The organism is Exiguobacterium sp. SH31, assembly GCF_001816105.1.
Lineage (GTDB): Bacteria > Bacillota > Bacilli > Exiguobacteriales > Exiguobacteriaceae > Exiguobacterium > Exiguobacterium aurantiacum_A.
The window spans coordinates 1-17,637 of the sequence record NZ_LYTG01000032.1; the positions used below are offsets into that span (position 1 = coordinate 1).

Consider the following 17,637-nt stretch of genomic DNA (forward strand, 5'->3'; position numbering starts at 1 on the left):
TAAAAAGCCTTTCCCAACGATCAACGTGTCGTTGGGAAAGGCTTTTTGTCAGTCAATGGCAACGGCACGTAAGTATAAGTCGAGCGACTCTTCAACTTCTGCAGAAACGAGTTCGATGAAATCATCATACGTACCGGTCGTATGTGCACGATCCAGTGCGTTGTAGTATGCCAAACGATTTTCAACTCTGATGATGACGGGCGGATATCCTGATTTCATCAATTCCAAATTGAGTAACAGGCGAGACGTTCGTCCATTCCCGTCGATGAAGGGATGGATCCCCACAAACTTACCATGCAACAACGCTCCGCGCTCCACCGGGTGAAGGTTGATTGCTTCTGTTTCGTACCAGTGAATCAGCTGCTCCATTTGTTCTTGAATCATATACGAAGGTGGCGGCGTATGGACAGCCCCGGCGATGAACACTTGTTGATCGCGGTACACACCTGCATACGCATCATCAATTCCTTTCAAAACCAACCGATGCAAGTTTTTGATTTGCCATTCTGAAAACGGTTCTTCCCGACGAACGATTTCTTCTACGTAGACAATCGCCTCTTGGTGATTGATAACTTCTAGATGTTCTCGCATCGTCTTCCCGCCAACCGTTATGCCTTCTAGGACAACTTTTGTCTCATTGATTGTCAACGTGTTGCCTTCGATGGCGTTCGAATTATACGTCCACTCTAAAAATAGTTTCTCTCTAAGACTTCGGAGTGTATACACTGGTAACGGCCGCTTTTGATCCAACTCCATTTTTTTTATTGTGATCCGTTCAAACATTCGCACCGTCTCCTTTCATGTACGCTTCTTGTTTGGTGGTAAATTAATTGTAGCATCAACGAGCTAAACGTACTTATCTCGATTTGAAATAAGTACGCGCAGCTCGTTGATGCTCTTCCTATAGTTGCTCCCGGGCCGCCTTTGGAATATCTGCGCCCGTTACTTCATCGTAAGACGTGACGACGTCTTGATCCTTCACATATAACTTCAAGTATGCCCCGCTTCGAAGCTCCTTCGCTGCCGTGAACGTGACTGTCTGCGGATCACCGTCTTTCGTCAGCGCTGGCATCGTATACTCGTAACGCCGGACGACGTCACCCGATTCGAGCGTCGTCTCCTCAACGTTTGTCGCTGCCCCGACTTGCACGTAGAGCGCTTCTTTCCCAAGCCGGTTCCAGTCGATGTTCACAAGCCCGAACGCCACGATGACGAGGGCGAAAGCCGCAATTATTAGTTTCTTCATAATATTCTCTCCTTCAGATAACGTATTTCGTAAACCGTCGAACCGTCAACACGTAATACAGGGCATAAATGGCAGAATAGACCGCCATCCAGACGAGCACCGGTACCGTGAAGTCCATAACGAGCAAGCGCGAGAACGCGAAGAGCGCGACCGAGGCATGCAAAATCCCTAACGAGAATGGTGCGAGGAACACGACCGCGATTTGTTGACGGATTGTGCGTTTAATGTCCCGCTTCGATATCCCAACTTTTCGTAGCACCGCGTACTTCGAACGGTCCTCCTCAGCCTCAGTCATCGTCTTGAAGTAGATGATGCTGCCCGTTGCGACGAGGAAGACGAGTCCGAGAAAACTGCCGACAAATAAGAGCGCTCCGTGTATCGCCATCGTCTCAGCGTATAACGCTGTCGCACTCGAGAAGTTTACTGCTACCGACAACCGATCCGACAAGGCGGTCTGTTCTTTATAATCAGCGACGGACGCGACTTGATACATCGTCTCTTCTTCTGACAATGTCTTGAAGACGTCATCCGGTGTGACCAGCAACAGCCCGCCAAACGTCATGACGTTGAGCGGTGTCTCGTCATAGCGGGATGCGACTGCGTACGTCGCCCCGTTTAGCGTCACATCGTTCACATCTTCCGAGAAGCGTTCATCATAAAACGGATCAATCAAGAAGACGTCTTGCTCTTGGAGCGGTTCCGGCTCAACCCATCCTAAGCCTGAGGCGAGTCGTTGGAACGTCGTCTCGTCGATGACGCCATATTCCCGCTCTCCCATCTCACCAGCGACACGAACCGTCTTTTGCATGACGGTCGTCTCCGCCAACACGTCGGCGTCAATGTCTTGTTTGTCGCCTTGCCAGGCGAACGTATATGGAGCGTACGAAGTGACTTGTTGTTCCGCGTAATAGTAGACGCTGAAGATGGCCCCGCCGGCCGTGATCGCCGTCGCACTGATGATACTGATGAGCGTCAACGTCTTCGCATTGCCCCGAATCCGGTACAACAGTTGTGACGTCGTCAATAAGTTGAGCCGGCGCCACGCCCAACGCTCGTTTGCTTTTAGGCGGGCGAGGATAAAGATGAGGACGCTATGGAACAAAAGACCGGAACCGATGACCGTAAGACCGATGATGAGGAGCGGCATCGCCGCCGCAAGATAACCCCAAAGCGGTGACGTCGCGAGGTCTTGCAGCGCAAGCGTGTAAGCCGTACCGAGGGTGAGGACTCCGATGAGCGCCATGAGCGGGCTCGCCTTCGGCACATCCTCGCCTTTTTTGTCGGCATGGAACAGTTCGATTAACTTGAAGCGATAGATGACCCGGTAACCTTGGAACGATGTGAATAAAAAGATGGCGAGGAAGACGAGCGTCGTCTCGACGAGCGCCGAGGTCGAGACCGTGAACCCGATCGACAAGCCACTGTTCATCAAGTTGAGCAGCAGCCGCAACAAAAAGTTCGACCCAATCAAACCGAGCCCGATCCCGATCACGAGCGATACCGCACCGATGACGAGGTTCTCAAACAACAGGATGAGACCAATCTGCTTTTTCCGTACCCCGAGAAGAGAATACAGTCCGACTTCCCGTTTACGTCCTTTCAAGAAAAAGGCGTTCGAATAAGCGATAAACAGGGCGACGAAGATGAGCAGGATGAACGTCGAGGCGTTCATAAGACCGCTGATCTGCCCGGACGTCTCGGCGAGGGCACTGATCTCCCCGCTGTGTTTGAGCGTCGCGAACGTCATGTAGATGATGATCGAGAAGATCGTCGTCCCGACGTAGAGCGCGTACCGCGATAGATTGCGGGCGACGTTCTTCTTCGCCAAATCAAATAGCGTCATCGGTCGCACCGCCTTTTGCGAGCTCATCCAAAATCGCTTGATAAAACACGTCGCGCGACTTGCTGCCTCGAATCAACTCGTGCGATAGCTTTCCATCTTGAATATAGAGGACCCGGCGACAAAAGCTTGCGGCATAGGCATCGTGCGTCACCATCATGATTGTCGTCTCAGCCTCATTCAGCCCGGCGAGTGTCTGTAACAGGTCGGTCGCCGACTTCGAATCGAGCGCACCGGTCGGCTCATCGGCGAAGATAAGTTTTGGATCGGCAACGAGCGCCCGGCATACGGCCGTCCGCTGTTTTTGTCCGCCCGAGATCTCGTACGGATATTGGTCGAGTATTGGCGTGATGCCGAACCGCTTGGCGAGCGCATCGACTTTATCCCGCGTCTCGTGGACCGGTGTCTTGGCGACGGCGAGCGGCAGCAAGATGTTCTCTCGGACCGTGAGCGAGTCGAGCAAGTTGTAGTCTTGGAAGATGAAGCCGAGGTGGTCGCGACGGAAGTCCGACAGCGATTCCTCGTCGAGCTTGGCGATGTTTTTCCCTTCGACGAGGATATCCCCCGCGGTCGGTGTATCAATCGTCGCGAGCACGTTCAACAGTGTCGACTTTCCGGCGCCAGATGGTCCCATGATGCCGACAAATTCGCCGTGTTCGATCGTGAATGATACATCGTTGAGCGCCTTGAACGTTGTGTTGCCTTTCCCATATGTTTTTTCGATTGCGTTGACTTGTAATAATGATTCCATGAATAGCACCTCTTTCTAAACACTACGATACACGCGCCACCTTAACTGAAAATCACGCGTACCTTACGAAATCCTTAAATGATATGCTACAAAGAGAGGTGATTTCATTGGACCAACCACGTATTTTAATCGTCGACGACGAAAAAGACTTATGTATACTCATTCAAAAAGCGCTTGAGCGAGAAGGATTCACACAAATCGCGACCGCCCACACCGTCAAAAGCGGCTTGGAGACGTTCCAAACGTTCGCCCCGCACATCGCCATCCTCGACGTCATGTTGCCGGACGGTGAAGGCTATGACCTGTGCCGCCAAATCCGCGACACGTCGAACATTCCAATTTTGTTCTTATCCGCGAAGTCAGACGAAATCGACAAGATCCTCGGCCTCGCCATCGGCGGCGACGATTACATCACGAAGCCGTTCAGTCCGAAAGAAGTCGCCTTCCGCATCAAGGCGCAGCTTCGCCGTGTCTCGATGTACGACGCACCAGCACCCGTCGATACAATCGTCGGGCCGTTCCGGTTGAATGTAGACGAGACAGAAGCGTACAAAGACGGTGTCCGGCTCGAACTGACGGCGAAAGAAGTCGGCCTGCTCGCCTGCTTCATGCGTAATCCGAACCGGATTCTCAGTAAAGAAACATTGTTCACCCGCGTCTGGGGCGAGGACTTTTACGGCTCTGACAATACGGTCATGGTGCACATGCGCCGGCTCCGCGAAAAAATCGAACCGAACCCGTCACAACCGATCTATATTAAGACGGTCAAAGGGCTCGGCTATAAGTTTGAGGCATAGGGGGCGTTTGAATTGAAATGGAAATTGACCGGACGTTACTTAGTGTCGATTCTCGCCATCGTTGCCATCGTCGTCATCTTGAACGTCGTCATTCTCGTCACGTTGCTCGTCAACGACCGGACCGGGATTGATGACGTCGAGAGCAACTCCGGAGAGACGTTCACCCGCACGTTCAACCAATACATGTCACTCGAGGACGGCGCGCCGGTCGTCAACGAAGACGGAATAACCGCCCTTGAGGAGTTCGGGGCGTTCATCCAAATCCTCGATGCTTCAGGTGACGTGGTGAGCGACGTCGCTGCGCCCGTTGACGCACCCGATGCCTACTCCCCGATCGAACTGATTCAGATTTATAAGTATAAAGACGACGACCTCGTCCTCTACTTCGTCGGTGAATTTGAAACGTATAGCTACTTGATCGGCGTACCAGACGCCAAAGAGGACCGTGCCCTGTTCATGCTCGATCCCGAGGCAATCTTCGCTTACGTGTCGCGAGCGACAGTCATCTTACTCGTTGTCGATCTCGCCGTCGCCGCACTGATCGGGCTCGCCTTCAGTTCGATTTTGACACGCCCTGTCTATCGTTTGACCGAGCGGATCGCTCAGCTGAAAGCACGCGACTTCTCGACCGTCGAACCGAAACGGCCCGGCATGTACCGACCCGTGTTCGCAAACTTGAACGATGTGTCACAGACCCTGACGACATATGAGTCAGAACGGGAACAACTCGAGCGCCGCCGTAAAGAGTGGATGAGCAACGTGTCCCATGACTTGAAGACACCGCTCGCCTCGATCCAAGGCTACGCCGAACTGCTCGAGGATACAGGAATCGACGAGACGGAACGGCGCCAGTACGCTGAAGTCATCGAACGGCAAGCGCTCTATATGAAAGAACTACTCGATGACTTCAACTTGACGATGCGGCTGCAGCACGGTGATTTCCCGCTCAAACGCGAGACGACCGGGCTCGAGCCGTTCGTCCGCGAGCTCGTCATCGACGTCTTGAACGATCCACGATTTGCGACGCGCGACATCACGTTCTCAAGCACAGACGCCGCGTCACGTGACGTCGACCGTCATTTCATGAAGCGGGCTTTGCTCAACTTCATCTATAACGCCCTCCTCCATAACGACGAGTCAGTTACAGTATGTGTCACGGTCCTAGGCGGGACGATTATCGTGCAAGACGACGGGAATGGCATTGATGAAGCCGATCTGCCATATATTTTCGAACGTTATTACCGAGGGACGAATACGACCGACGCGCTCGGCAGTGGGCTCGGGATGGCGATTTCCCGGGACATCATCAAGGCACACGGGGGCACGGTCACCGTGACGAGTGATCTCGGTGTCGGGACGACGATTCAGATTGATCTGCCGTAATGAAAACAAGGATTCGCTCAACGGAGCGAATCCTTGTTTTCATTGTTATAAGCTTCAATCCATACCTCAAGCTCATCAATCGCGAGCGGACGCGAGAAGTAATACCCTTGCATCTCATCACAACCGAGCAAACGGAGCGTGTCGTGCTGCTCGGTCGTCTCGATGCCTTCGCAGACGGTCTTTAAACCGAGGCCGCGGGCGAGCTCGATGATCGATTGGACGATGACGTTTCCGGTCGGGTCGTTCTCCGTCGCTTGGATGAACTGACGGTCGATTTTGATCTCATGGATCGGATAATGCTTTAAATAGACGAACGCCGAGAAACCTGTCCCGAAGTCATCGATCGAAATCGAAAAGCCTTGCTTGCGGAAGGCGATGAACCGTTCGATGACGTGCTGTTGATTCTCCATCCCGACGCTCTCCGTGATCTCAAACGTCAAATAGTTCGGGCAGACACCCATTCTTTCAACGACACGGGCGAACTTCTCGACAACGCCTTCTGATAGGAAGTGACGGGCCGACAAATTGAGCGCCAAGTGATATGTCCGGCCAGAGGCGTGCCAGGCGTTCAATTGGCGGCATGCCTCCTCGAGCGCCCACTCCTCGAGGGCGATGATGACACCGGTCGACTCGGCGAGCGGGATAAAGTCGAGCGGCGGGATCAGCCCTTTTTCCGGATGGATCCAACGCATGAGCCCTTCAAAACCGTTGAGCCGTCCGGTCGATCCGTCAATTTTCGGCTGATAGTAGAGCGCAAACTCGTTCAATGCGAGCCCTTTGCGCAAATTCATCTCGAGCGTCAATCGGGCTGTCGCCTTCTCGCTCATCTTCTCTTCATAGAAGATGATGCCACCGCGTTGGACATGATGATGACTAGCGGCGATCCGTGTCGTGTGAATCATCTCGAGCGTCGAGCGCGCCTTATCCTCAATCGAGATAAAGGCACTCATCGTCAGGACGACATCCAGTTCATCGACGGTAAACGGCTCGTTCGTCACCGTCTCACAAAGCATGTCGGCAATCCCGTACGCTTTGATCCGGTCGCCGTACGGTGTCCATACGACGAAGCCGGATTGAGAACTCCGGGCGAACATCGCCGGATCGACGACGAGACGGAGCCGATTTGCGATTTCCTGGATTAATTGATTGGCCTTCTCGCTGCCGAGCGCGTCCTCGACAGAGCGGAACTCGTCGATTCTCACGTAAATGAGTGACCCGAGGTGATGATCGATTTCGTCCCGCATCCGGTCGACTCGTTCGATGAACGCGTTCTTATTCATCAGTCCTGTCAATTCATCCGTATAGGCGAGCCGGGCGATGTGTTGTTCGACCGACTGACGTTCGAGCCGGCTATATAAAATAGCGACAAAATCGGCGAGCGTACTCACGATCAGCTCTTCGACATACGTCCACTTCCGAAGCTCGTACGTCTCGCAGCAGATGACACCGCGGGCTTGTCCGTCCGCAATGATCGGCGCGTCAAGCATCGAGTAAACCCGCTGTCCTTCGACGAAGTATTGTTGATATAAATTTTTCACCCATTCGTGCGTCCGGACGTTCTCAAACAGGAGGACACGATTCGTGCAGAGCGCATCAAAATAGACCGGTGCATCCTGACGATAGACCGTTAATGCCGGCTTGCTGATGCCTTTATCTTTTGAATATGCGACTTGACAACTGATCGAGTGTTGCGCCTCATCGAAGTGCCAGATTGATACGGTGTCGACTTCGAGCATATCCGCGACGACTTCGCACATGTAGCTGATCGCCTGCTCGACTGTCGCGTCAGACACGTCCGGCATCCGTACGAGTTCGAACAGTTTCTCTTGATGTTTACGGTATGTTTGTGTTGAAAAGTTCCCCTCGATCATAGTCCCCTACCTTCGTTCAAACAGTTTTGCCTTAATGATAGCATGAAGCACAAATACGAGACCTTCCAAAATTCAACAGAAAGTCAATTTTTAATTTCCCTCTTTTTAGGAGTCATCTATCTGATAGACCTACCAAAAAATATTGACCTGCTTTTCAAGGAATCTCGTTCGAATGAGTCCTTTCCACCATTGCTTCCCGGTTTCTCGGCACCGTACAATAAACGTGTATCGTTACCCGTCATGAATGACTCCATTACCCTTAAAGGAAGTGACTCCATGGATCACAAGTCCGGCCTCATATATTCATTCGCCGCATTCGCCGCTGTAAGCGTCATCGCCCAGGCCGATGAAGTATCCGCCGCTAGCACCCATATCGTCCGTACCGGCGACACACTTTGGTCAATCAGCCAACAGCATCACATCCCGCTCGCGACACTCAAGTCGATGAACAACTTGACGACCGACCGAATCGCCATCGGACAAACACTTCATTTGGCCGGATCACCGACCGGGCTTACGAAAGCGAGCACGGCGGTAAGCAAAAATCGAGTGACGACCGCTTCTCTCAACCTTCGAAAAGCCGCCGGCACATGGCACGACGTCCTCTTGACGATTCCGAAAGGTCAAGTGCTCACGCCACTCCGGACGAACGGTGCGTGGTCGCAAGTCACCTTCAACGGGAAGATTGGCTGGGTACATAACGATTATCTCGGTACAGTCAAGGCAGCAACGACTAAGCCGACGGCATCAACGAGCACCGTCAGCCCGGCCGCCCAATCGACGTCACAGACGACCGTCAACTTGAACCTCCGGGCTTCGAAATCGACAAAGGCGAACGTACTCGTCACGATCCCGAAAGGAAAAACGGTCACGATCCTAAAAGTCGAAGGTTCGTGGTCGCACATCAAATACGGTTCGACGACAGGCTTCGTCGCCACTACATACTTAAAGAAAGCCGCCGCAACGCCTTCACCGAGTCAGCCGGCGACACCGGCAGCGCCGAAAGAAGAGAGCGTCAATCAAGCGTTCGTCACGACGGCGAACTTGAACGTGCGAAAAGGAGCAGGCATCGGTTTCGCGCTCGTCACGACGATCCCGAACGGCGCGACCGTGCAAGCGACGAAACAGAGCGGCACTTGGTACTACGTCACGTATAACGGAAAGAGCGGTTACGTCAGTGCCGGCTACTTGAAACAGACGACGACCGCACCGAGTGCACCGGTCGCCCCGAACTTAGGCGACGCCGGGGCTGGGAACACTTCGGTCGATTACGTCGTCAACACCCCGTCCTTGAACGTCCGTGCTTCTGCGTCGACGAGTTCCGCCATCGTCGGTAACGTCAAAGCCGGACAGACGCTCCGCGTCGTCCAGACGGCAAACGGCTGGCACCAGATTTATATCGGCAACACGACCGGCTTCGTCGCAGCGTCGTTCGTCAAAGAAGTACCGAAAGGCTCAACGACGGCACCAACATGGGTCAGCGGGTCGTTCGACTCACATACGTTCTATACGGCAAGTCCGGCCGCGATCCGCGCCCAAGCAAACGATTCAAGTCAGGTCGTCGGGTCGACGCTCCGCGGCGGACTGTTGAACGTCGTCGGCGAGACGGCGACACACTACCGTGTCAACGAGAACGGGACGCAAGGATTCGTCGCCAAAGCGTTCGTCACCCAAGTCAACGGACAAACCGCCCAAGCAACCCGGCTCGCGACAATCGCCGTCGCTAAGAAATACGTCGGGACGCCGTACATCTGGGCGTCGTCTAGTCCGGTCAACGGTGGCTTTGACTGCTCAGGCATCATCTATTACGCGTTCAACCAAGCAGGTGTCTCGATCCCGCGGACGAACGTCGCCAACTATTGGGCCGGTTCTTACTTCGGTCCGCAGCTCGACAAATCGTTCGTGCCCCAGGCCGGCGACCTCGTCTTCTTTGAGAACACGTATACGGCCGGTCCGTCCCATATGGGCATCATGATCGACGCCGATACGTTCATCCACGCCGGGACGTTTGGTCTCGGCTACAACCAAATCAGCAAAGAGCCATATTGGAAATCACGCCTCATCGGCTACAAGCGACCGTGACCTTTGACGCATTTAAAAACCCGACCTTTGTCGGGTTTTTTTTCAGTTAGCAGGATTTCACTTGAAAGACTCGAAATGCGATATAAGATAGGAAAGGTAGAAAGGGAGTGTACGATGGGAAGCAACCGATTCGCCAAAATTCCGTACCGGATCTATACGATGGTACTTGCTGTCGCCTGCCTCGTCGGTGTGTTGTTATTCGGTCTCGGATTAAGCTATTACTGGAAAGAGAAGCATGTCAGCGTCGATCAGTCCGTGACGAACTTGAACCATGCATCCGACCTTGCCGGCGTCGAGTCTTACCTTGTCCTCCACCAGGCCGCGAAACTGTACGAACTGAACTCGGGCCAGCCGACGGCGTTGTTGTCCTCGCCTTATCGCGAACGCGCGCTCCAGTATAACACCCAGCTGCTCGATGATTTCGAGACCGGGGTCCACGAACGCGAACGAGATGCCCTCCTCGCTTTTTCTGAACGACTAGAAGAGACGCTCGACGGCGAGTTGAGCGAATTCGACAACGTCCCGTTTGACGTCATCGAATCGATTGACCGGCGCTGGCTCTACCAAGGCTTAGAGCGGACCGCCCAAGCGAACACGACCTACGAGTTGACCGATGCCGTCATGCGGATGCAGATGACATTCATCCAAAACGTGACTAACTTGCTGGCGGAGACGCCGGACCGAGAAAAATTAGAAGTCGAACTCGCCTCCATCGCCACTGAAGCGCGTTTACTTGAAGAGATTATCGCGACGAATCCTGCTCTCCAAACGAAGTCGACCGCTGATTTAACGGAGAGCGCCCTAGCGTTGGGACGACTGACTTCGGCGGGATCGACGCTCGAGGCGCGTTACGTCAACGGGACCAAGTTTTACGAAGACTCGCATGAAGTGCTCCAGACCATCCGCTCGTCGACCGAGTCATTGCTCCTAGAGGAACGAAACCGATATGGGACGCTCGCCGTCCTCGTCCTGCTCGCGACGCTCGTGCTTTCGACCGGACTCTTAGCCGCGCTTTGCTATACACGTAAAATGTATGCCCATGATTTAAGTCATTTGAAGGCTCGTGCACTCGCCATCGACCCAAGCACCGAACCGGTCGAGGCGTCATTCCCGGCCAGTCATGACTTCCGTGGCATCGAGGACGAGCTCCGCGAAATCGCGGTGAGCGTCCATTCGACCGTCAACACGCTCGAGACGCAATCGAACGACCTGCTTCGCTATCACGAGCGTTGGTCATCCCTGTTCTCAGAGACCGGTCTCGCCATCGCGTTGATCGATGATGCTTATAACTTTATCGAACGGAACGATGTGTTCGATCAGTTCTTCGGCGAACGGAACTTGTACGAGATCAACCAGCTATTCACCAACACAGGTCGTCGCCTGTTCCAGGAAGCACTTGAAGGTGTGACCGAGCATGGGACGAGCGCCCAATTCATTTTGCATTTAAAAGGAGAACATGCCCGTTTCTTGAATGCGAAAATCATTCCGCTCAAGCGCGGGGGAACGCTCACGTACTACTTGATCCTCGAAGATGAGACCGAACGCGTCGAGCGTGAACGGAAAGTCGATCGTCTCGTCCGATTCGACCTCGCGACCGAACTGTATAACGAATACGGTTTTATCCGAGCGTGGGAAAAACAAGACATCGACGGAACGTTCCTCTTGATCAAGTTGAACGATTTCCATCATCTCGTCGATTGGTACGATACGATTTATGCTGACCTGCTCATGACCGAGTTCGCCCGTCACGTCGAGGACCGACTCGAGAAGTATGCGCATCATTTGTTCGGCCGCTATCGTGACGACACGCTCATGCTGTACGTCAAAGGGTTTAACACGCTCGACGAACATGAGCTGATGGAGCTGTTCCCGACTGAACTGTTGATCAATCAAAAACGGCAGACCGTCCACGTTCAAATCGGGGTGGCACACACGACGCCGAACTATACGGATTGTCTGTTCGAGGCGACACGAGCACTCCAACACGCCAAAGAGACGCGGACGCCGTTCGTCTGGTATGACGCGAGCATCCTCGCCCAGCTACAGTGGGCCGCATTGATCGAACAGGCGCTCCCCGAGGCAATCGAGCAAGCACACATCACCGTCGCCTACCAGCCACAAGTCGAATTGACAACTGGACGCGTCGTCGGGGCCGAAGCGCTCGCTCGTTGGCAGCATCCGGATATCGGTCACGTCCCGCCGAACGAGTTCATCCGGATCGCCGAACGGTCAGATCAAATTTTATGGTTATCTCACTCGATCCTCGACCAAGTCATCAACCAGCTCGTCGCTTGGCGCGATACGTCATTCTCCGGCGTCTCGTTGTCGTACAACTTGTCTGCCCACTCGGTCGACCCGTCGATCGTCACGAAGCTGCGTGATTTGATCGAGACGTATCCGTGGCTGCCGGACCGCTTGAAAATCGAATTGACCGAGTCGGCCGACATCATGTCACATGCGAACGAGCTCGATCGGCTCGAGGACATCGCCGACCTCGGCTACTGCTTGTCGATCGATGACTTCGGCACCGGCTACGCCTCGTTCGAAGCGATTTGGCATTTACCGATCCAAGAAGTGAAGATTGACCGGATGTACGTCAGCGGGAAAGCGAAAGACAGCACATCATTCCTCCGTGCCGTCTCACGCTTCGCGAGCGAGCAGGCGCTCACATCCCTCGCCGAAGGCATCGAGACGAAGGAAGACCTCGAACGGATGATCGCCGAAGGGGTCGAGCTCGGACAAGGCTACTACTACGCCCCGGCGCTCAAACCTAACGAGTTCGAGGCTTGGGTGAACGAAAAAAAAGGACGCCCTGACTGAGCGTCCCGACCGGCTGACGTCTAGCGCGTCAGCCTTTTTTTCGTCTGATCACGTTCAGCACGAGTTTCAAGGCGATCAAACCGAAAATGATCGGCAGAATGACCGGAAGCGTGCCGCGCGGCAGTAGACCGAACACGATGAACACCGTCATCCCGACCGCGAAAAACAGTTTGATGCCCCGGTCCGTCGTGAATTTGTCCCACTGCCAGACGAGCAAGAGCAGCGCGAGCGGTGGAAAAAAGAACGTCAGGAAAAAGAACGGCATGTTGCGCGCGTACCATGGACTCATCGAGTGATCACCTCCTCATATAACTGTTCCGTCGCTTCGTTCGTTTCAAGATTTAGATAGATCGGTTTTCCGCTCCAGTCGATGCGGATGGCGGCTGTGGCGTCACGGTTGATGAAGAGAAGCACGTCTTCCTTATAAGTCGTTCGAAAGTGTCCTGTCAGTTGTGAGCTTGTAGCGGCCCCGTTCGTTCGACGCTCGACGTCCGGGACGTTGGTCAATATGACATCAACAATCTCGTCATACGGCACGGTTTGCCCGTAACTGCCTTCGATGACGAGTGCCGTATCGGTGAGTGTCACTTCGGTCGGTTGAGAGAACCAAATCAGGATTCCCGGCACGACCGTGAGCAAGAGCACAGAGACGAGGACGATCGGGATGAGTTTCTTCTTCCCGCCCGGACGAAGCCGTCCCGTGTCGTCAAAAATATTCCCGTCATACTTTTGGGCGCGCCAAAGGATGACGACGATGAACAGGATGAGCACGATAAAGAGCGGCTCGATTGGGACGACGAGCCCGAACCAATCAATGAGGCCGACGATGAGAAAGATGAAGCCGATGCCGTAACACATGATACCGATCAACCGCGCGACCGGTTTGATGTCGACGCGTGCCTTGTCTGCTTCGTTCATCGTGTTATAGCCCGAGATGAGAAAATGCCACCCTAACTTGTGGACGGCAAAACCGAGGACAAACATGAGTAGTGCTGCAAATACAAGAATCCACATGGACGAGTCCCTCCTATCTCCTTCATTCTACGGGAAAATCGACCGAAATGTTTCACCGAATCATCAGACGTGCGCGATCAAGGGGTGCATGCGTATACTAGCGGTAGAATACGCAGGAGGAGGTTAGTTTATGTACCGCACCGCTAACGACTTCAAACAGGATTGGACAAAATCATCGACCGGCACGCTCGACGTGCTCCGTGCCATGACCGATGACACGCTCGGCCAAAAAATCGTCCCCGACCATAACTCGCTCGGTTGGATCGGTTGGCACGTCACGACCGCGCTCGGCTACTTCACGAACTTGCTCGGTTTCCGTCTCTCAGCTTTGAAGAGCCTGACCCAGCCCGATCAAGCGAGCGTGATCGCCGACCAGTACGAACGATACGCGCGAGAAATCTCAAGCGCCGCTGACGGTTTTACAGATGACTATTTGCTAGAAGAAGTCGACGTCCACGGGAAGATGACGCCGCGCGGTGCCGTCCTCCGCATGATGATCGACCATCAGACGCATCACCGTGGTCAGATGACGGTACTTTTACGCCAAGCGGGACAACACGTTCCCGGTGTCATGGGCCCGACAAAAGAACAGTCGAATCGCTAACCGCCGTCACACTCAGCACCTAGGTCATGGACCGCAACCAAAAAGACGAGACCTGTTGAAAGGTCTCGTCTTTGCTCATTTCGATGACGGTGTGTTCGTCTTGCCCTGCATGCGGCCGACGCCTTCGTACTCGACGTCTTCTGGGTCGCGCGCATACTTCCACGCGTTCCGTGCGTCAATCAACCGTTTCGTCCGCATCCCGGCGAACGCTTCCGGTTTCAAGTTGACGAGTTCGTCCCACTCCGTGACAAGAATCGCCACGTCGGCTCCTTTAAGCGCTTCTTCTGGTGTCAACGCTTGACGGTACTCCCACTTCGCGAGCGGATCGTAGCCGACGACTTCGACTTCACGTAACCGTAAGTGATTGGCGAGTGTGATCGACGGTGCGTCACGCATATCGTCCGTCCCTGGTTTAAAGGCGAGACCGAGGAAAGCGACACGCAGGTTCGGACGGTGTTCGATCTTCGATGCGACATAGGCAATCTGTTCATCGTTCGCTTGAATCGCCGCACGGATGACCGGCAAGTCGAGTTCGTTCTCGGCCGCGACGTTCAAGAGCGCGTTCATATCTTTCGGGAAACACGAGCCGCCGTAACCGAGACCAGCGTTTAAGTAAGAACGTCCGATGCGCGGGTCAAGCCCCATCCCGTCGGCAATCGTCGCGATGTCGGCGCCTGCTTTATCCGCGAGGCGTGACAAGTCGTTCATGAAACTGATCTTTGTGGCTAAAAATGCGTTCGAGGCGTATTTGATCAATTCGGCGTTGATCGGTGTCGTGCAAACAATCGGCACACCGAGACGGCCATAAATACCGGCGAGTTCTTCGCTGATTTCAAGATTCCCGCTGCCGATGACGACGCGTTGCGGTTTAAGGACGTCGGCGAGCGCACGCCCTTCTTGTAAGAATTCCGGCACGATTGCGAACGTGTGGGATGGATACATGATGCTAAGTAAGTCGGTCGTCCCCGGTGGCACAGTGCTGCGGATGACGATTTTTTGTTTCGTGTTAATCTCAGACAAAGCGGCATCGACGAACGTCATGTCGCAGCTGCCGTCTTCCTTGCTCGGCGTACCGACAGCTAAGAACAAGTAATCGACATCATTTGTGTCGGCGGTGTTATCCGTAAGTGTGATCGAGTCTGCATAGTCTTGGAGCACCTCCGACATACCCGGCTCGTGAAACGGTGCGTGGCCGCTCATGAGGCGGCGCAGTCTCGGTTGGTCTTTCTCGACACCGATGACTTCATGTCCCGCTTTTGCAAGACCACACAGGGTGGCTAATCCGACATATCCTAAGCCGATGATTCCAAATTTCACGCTAGTTCCTCCTTAGATAATCTATCTTCAACTGTAGCGAAAAGTCGTCTTAAAGGGAACCCTCTAACACTCTCGCAATGTTGTCTGCTATAATTGGTCAAAATGATGCTAGAAAGGAATAACCGCATGGGCTTGCTCGCTTTCTTTTTGATCACGTTATTCATCTATTACTGGTTTCCGGTCCGGGGGGGGCTGCGAACCTTGTTGCTCATCCTCGTCATGATCAGCGGATGGCTATCCATCTTTGAAATTGTTGCGATTCTCGAAGCCCGTCCCTGGGTGGTCGCTCCGATTTTCCTCGTCCTCGGTCTCGTGATTTGGAAATGGCGTAAAAATCAACAGCTTGAAGACAAGAAGAGCGTTTGACGACAGTCGAGCGTTTTTTCTTTTTGTCTTATTCCACGAATGCCCCGAAATTCCTGCTTCCCGATTATGTATACAGTGTGAACATCTACGGGTATAATCGCGTTTCGGCATCCAAGTGTTGCTTCGATTTCCTGAAAGTATGCTCGCTTTGTCGCTTCATTTTCGAGTCAAAACAGGAATAGTCAAAGAGAGTCTAGGAAAAGAGGGGTGTCTATGACAATCATGACGTTCATCACGGCCGCGTGCGTGGCGAGCACGCTCAGCCTCGTGTTCATCTGGTTCGCCGAACATCCGGTCGAGCCGATCAAACTACAAGTCTTCGCGACCGTCTTATATTTACTGCTCGTCGGCTCGAGCGTCTACTACTACAACTTGGAACAAGACAAGCTGCACGTCAGCTCCGACTTAGCTGAGGTCGAGGCGAGCTACGACGAATCCCTGCTCGCCCTCGAGGAACAACATGCCGACGCCCTCGCCTGGCAAGCGATTCAAATCGAGCGGGACGTGACCGAGAAACTCGAGGCACGTCTTGCCGCCCGCGAAGACATGATGCAAGACAACTTGTTTCAAAAAGTATTCGATTTAGAAGAAGTCATCCAGACGCAACGGACTGAAATTTATGCGCTCGAAGACAAGTTGCGGGAAGCGAACGCCTTGACCGAACAACTTACAAATGAACTGACCAAGCTTCAAGACGACGCGATTGCCGCGACTGATGAGACGGACTCGTTCTTCGAAGTGTACGGCTCCTGCACCGATTTGAACGCGGTCTACCCAGACGGCGTCCCACTCGAGCACGACGCCTATTTGCTGTCGTTCGACACCGATCTTGACGGCATCGCCTGCGGACAGAGCGACACCCAGTAGAAATGAGGGTGTCGCTTGTTCATTCTTTCGGCATCTCGACTTGGTCCCCCGCCTCAATCTCGCCAGACATGACCCGCTCCATCTCCTCTAAGCTGAACGCATCGAGCAACTTAATCCCGTTCACGTACACGGTCGGCACGTATTCGACGCCGAGGTCACGCGTATAGAGCCGTGCGTTTTGAATCCCCGCGTCGACTTGCGGCGCGAGCAGAGCTTCCGCGTCCACATCGAACGTTTCCGCGAGCCGTTGGACGTACGCCTCCGTACCAAAGTCCGGGACCGTCTCGGCGTCGAGCCCGATGTGGCGTTGCAACGCATAGTACCGTTCCGGCATCACTTGTTCCGCATTCGCATCGACACTAGCGAGCAGTTGCGACTGCTCATTCAACAAGACGAGCGGCTGTCCTTTGAACGTCGCCTCTCCCGTCTCGATCCACCGCGACTCGATCTCCGGCAAGACGCTCTCCATCCATTTTTTGCACCATGGGCAACTGTAGTCAAAGACGAAGACGATCTCGTGCGAACCATCGCCGAGCGCGACCTTATCTTCGAGCGGGAGCTCATACCTCGTATATGTAAACTGCTCTCCCCGTTCATCCGCCTCGCTTGTCCCGCAAGCTGCCAACATCATCACACCGAGTACAATCAATAGTAAACGTTTCATGCTCATCCTCCGTTT

16 protein-coding genes are annotated in these 17,637 nt (G+C 53.9%); 7 read left to right on the forward strand and 9 right to left on the reverse strand.

Translation table 11 applies throughout. From position 1 onward, the window contains the following. Window positions 1-48: 48 nt before the first annotated feature. From A6395_RS05325 to A6395_RS05340, 4 genes are all read right to left on the reverse strand, one after another. Entirely contained in the window at window positions 49-783 is a 735-nt protein-coding gene (locus tag A6395_RS05325; RefSeq protein ID WP_071398196.1) for a Fic family protein, read from the reverse strand. A gap of 118 nt (window positions 784-901) precedes the next feature. Continuing rightward, on the reverse strand, window positions 902-1,246 hold the full coding sequence (locus tag A6395_RS05330) for a YxeA family protein (RefSeq protein ID WP_071398197.1): 345 nt from the start codon (window positions 1,244-1,246) through the stop codon (window positions 902-904). 13 nt (window positions 1,247-1,259) lie between these two features. Continuing rightward, window positions 1,260-3,089 carry an FtsX-like permease family protein gene (locus A6395_RS05335; protein WP_071398198.1) on the reverse strand — a complete coding sequence of 610 codons (1,830 nt, stop codon included), beginning with the start codon at window positions 3,087-3,089 and terminating at the stop codon, window positions 1,260-1,262. Next, a complete protein-coding gene (locus tag A6395_RS05340; RefSeq protein ID WP_071398199.1) occupies window positions 3,076-3,837 on the reverse strand; it encodes an ABC transporter ATP-binding protein in 762 nt (253 codons plus the stop codon). The genes A6395_RS05335 and A6395_RS05340 overlap by 14 nt, the downstream gene beginning before the upstream one ends. 107 nt (window positions 3,838-3,944) lie before the next feature. Here A6395_RS05340 and A6395_RS05345 point away from each other — a divergent pair, with 107 nt between their 5' ends. Both A6395_RS05345 and A6395_RS05350 read left to right on the forward strand, forming a co-directional pair. Further along, on the forward strand, window positions 3,945-4,634 hold the full coding sequence (locus A6395_RS05345) for a response regulator transcription factor (RefSeq protein WP_071398200.1): 690 nt from the start codon (window positions 3,945-3,947) through the stop codon (window positions 4,632-4,634). Window positions 4,635-4,646: 12 nt separating this feature from the next. Continuing rightward, on the forward strand, window positions 4,647-6,017 hold the full coding sequence (locus A6395_RS05350) for a HAMP domain-containing sensor histidine kinase (protein ID WP_071398201.1): 1,371 nt from the start codon (window positions 4,647-4,649) through the stop codon (window positions 6,015-6,017). A 17-nt stretch (window positions 6,018-6,034) separates the two neighbouring features. Here A6395_RS05350 and A6395_RS05355 read toward each other — a convergent pair whose 3' ends face one another. Then, on the reverse strand, window positions 6,035-7,888 hold the full coding sequence (locus A6395_RS05355; protein ID WP_071398202.1) for a sensor domain-containing phosphodiesterase: 1,854 nt from the start codon (window positions 7,886-7,888) through the stop codon (window positions 6,035-6,037). Between the two features lie 276 nt (window positions 7,889-8,164). Here A6395_RS05355 and A6395_RS05360 point away from each other — a divergent pair, with 276 nt between their 5' ends. After that, window positions 8,165-9,970, forward strand: coding sequence for a C40 family peptidase (locus A6395_RS05360; RefSeq protein WP_071398203.1), 1,806 nt, complete (start codon window positions 8,165-8,167; stop codon window positions 9,968-9,970). A 114-nt stretch (window positions 9,971-10,084) separates the two neighbouring features. Beyond that, window positions 10,085-12,790, forward strand: coding sequence for an EAL domain-containing protein (locus A6395_RS05365; RefSeq protein ID WP_071398204.1), 2,706 nt, complete (start codon window positions 10,085-10,087; stop codon window positions 12,788-12,790). Window positions 12,791-12,818: 28 nt separating this feature from the next. On the opposite strand, the gene A6395_RS05370 is transcribed toward A6395_RS05365, so the two are convergent. Together A6395_RS05370 and A6395_RS05375 are read right to left on the reverse strand one after the other, a co-directional pair. After that, window positions 12,819-13,079, reverse strand: coding sequence for a hypothetical protein (locus A6395_RS05370; protein WP_070328468.1), 261 nt, complete (start codon window positions 13,077-13,079; stop codon window positions 12,819-12,821). Further along, a complete protein-coding gene (locus A6395_RS05375; protein ID WP_071398205.1) occupies window positions 13,076-13,804 on the reverse strand; it encodes a DUF3784 domain-containing protein in 729 nt (242 codons plus the stop codon). The genes A6395_RS05370 and A6395_RS05375 overlap by 4 nt, the downstream gene beginning before the upstream one ends. Window positions 13,805-13,934: 130 nt before the next feature. On the opposite strand from A6395_RS05375, the gene A6395_RS05380 reads away from it, so the two are divergent. Further along, window positions 13,935-14,408, forward strand: coding sequence for a DinB family protein (locus A6395_RS05380; protein WP_071398206.1), 474 nt, complete (start codon window positions 13,935-13,937; stop codon window positions 14,406-14,408). Window positions 14,409-14,483: 75 nt separating this feature from the next. On the opposite strand, the gene A6395_RS05385 is transcribed toward A6395_RS05380, so the two are convergent. Next, entirely contained in the window at window positions 14,484-15,725 is a 1,242-nt protein-coding gene (locus A6395_RS05385) for a UDP-glucose dehydrogenase family protein (protein WP_071398207.1), read from the reverse strand. A 105-nt stretch (window positions 15,726-15,830) separates the two neighbouring features. Between A6395_RS05385 and A6395_RS05390 the strand changes: the two genes are divergently transcribed. Together A6395_RS05390 and A6395_RS05395 are read left to right on the forward strand one after the other, a co-directional pair. Then, a complete protein-coding gene (locus A6395_RS05390) occupies window positions 15,831-16,091 on the forward strand; it encodes a hypothetical protein (protein ID WP_159429448.1) in 261 nt (86 codons plus the stop codon). Between the two features lie 213 nt (window positions 16,092-16,304). Continuing rightward, window positions 16,305-16,958 (forward strand): excalibur calcium-binding domain-containing protein, encoded by a 654-nt coding sequence (locus A6395_RS05395; protein ID WP_071398209.1) that lies wholly within the window; start codon window positions 16,305-16,307, stop codon window positions 16,956-16,958. Between the two features lie 19 nt (window positions 16,959-16,977). Here A6395_RS05395 and A6395_RS05400 read toward each other — a convergent pair whose 3' ends face one another. After that, window positions 16,978-17,622: a thioredoxin domain-containing protein gene (locus tag A6395_RS05400; protein WP_159429449.1), complete on the reverse strand. Its 645-nt coding sequence runs from the start codon at window positions 17,620-17,622 to the stop codon at window positions 16,978-16,980. Window positions 17,623-17,637 lie beyond the last annotated feature (15 nt).

Bases quoted from the DNA above. Each gene is read 5' to 3' on its own strand.
- A6395_RS05400 (WP_159429449.1), bottom strand. From the start codon at position 17,622: ATGAAACGTTTACTATTGATTGTACTCGGTGTGATGATGTTGGCAGCT.
- A6395_RS05360 (WP_071398203.1), top strand. From the start codon at position 8,165: ATGGATCACAAGTCCGGCCTCATATATTCATTCGCCGCATTCGCCGCT.
- A6395_RS05330 (WP_071398197.1), bottom strand. From the start codon at position 1,246: ATGAAGAAACTAATAATTGCGGCTTTCGCCCTCGTCATCGTGGCGTTC.
- A6395_RS05355 (WP_071398202.1), bottom strand. From the start codon at position 7,888: ATGATCGAGGGGAACTTTTCAACACAAACATACCGTAAACATCAAGAG.
- A6395_RS05380 (WP_071398206.1), top strand. From the start codon at position 13,935: ATGTACCGCACCGCTAACGACTTCAAACAGGATTGGACAAAATCATCG.
- A6395_RS05335 (WP_071398198.1), bottom strand. From the start codon at position 3,089: ATGACGCTATTTGATTTGGCGAAGAAGAACGTCGCCCGCAATCTATCG.
- A6395_RS05390 (WP_159429448.1), top strand. From the start codon at position 15,831: ATGCTAGAAAGGAATAACCGCATGGGCTTGCTCGCTTTCTTTTTGATC.
- A6395_RS05395 (WP_071398209.1), top strand. From the start codon at position 16,305: ATGACAATCATGACGTTCATCACGGCCGCGTGCGTGGCGAGCACGCTC.
- A6395_RS05375 (WP_071398205.1), bottom strand. From the start codon at position 13,804: ATGTGGATTCTTGTATTTGCAGCACTACTCATGTTTGTCCTCGGTTTT.
- A6395_RS05325 (WP_071398196.1), bottom strand. From the start codon at position 783: ATGTTTGAACGGATCACAATAAAAAAAATGGAGTTGGATCAAAAGCGG.
- A6395_RS05370 (WP_070328468.1), bottom strand. From the start codon at position 13,079: ATGAGTCCATGGTACGCGCGCAACATGCCGTTCTTTTTCCTGACGTTC.
- A6395_RS05340 (WP_071398199.1), bottom strand. From the start codon at position 3,837: ATGGAATCATTATTACAAGTCAACGCAATCGAAAAAACATATGGGAAA.
- A6395_RS05365 (WP_071398204.1), top strand. From the start codon at position 10,085: ATGGGAAGCAACCGATTCGCCAAAATTCCGTACCGGATCTATACGATG.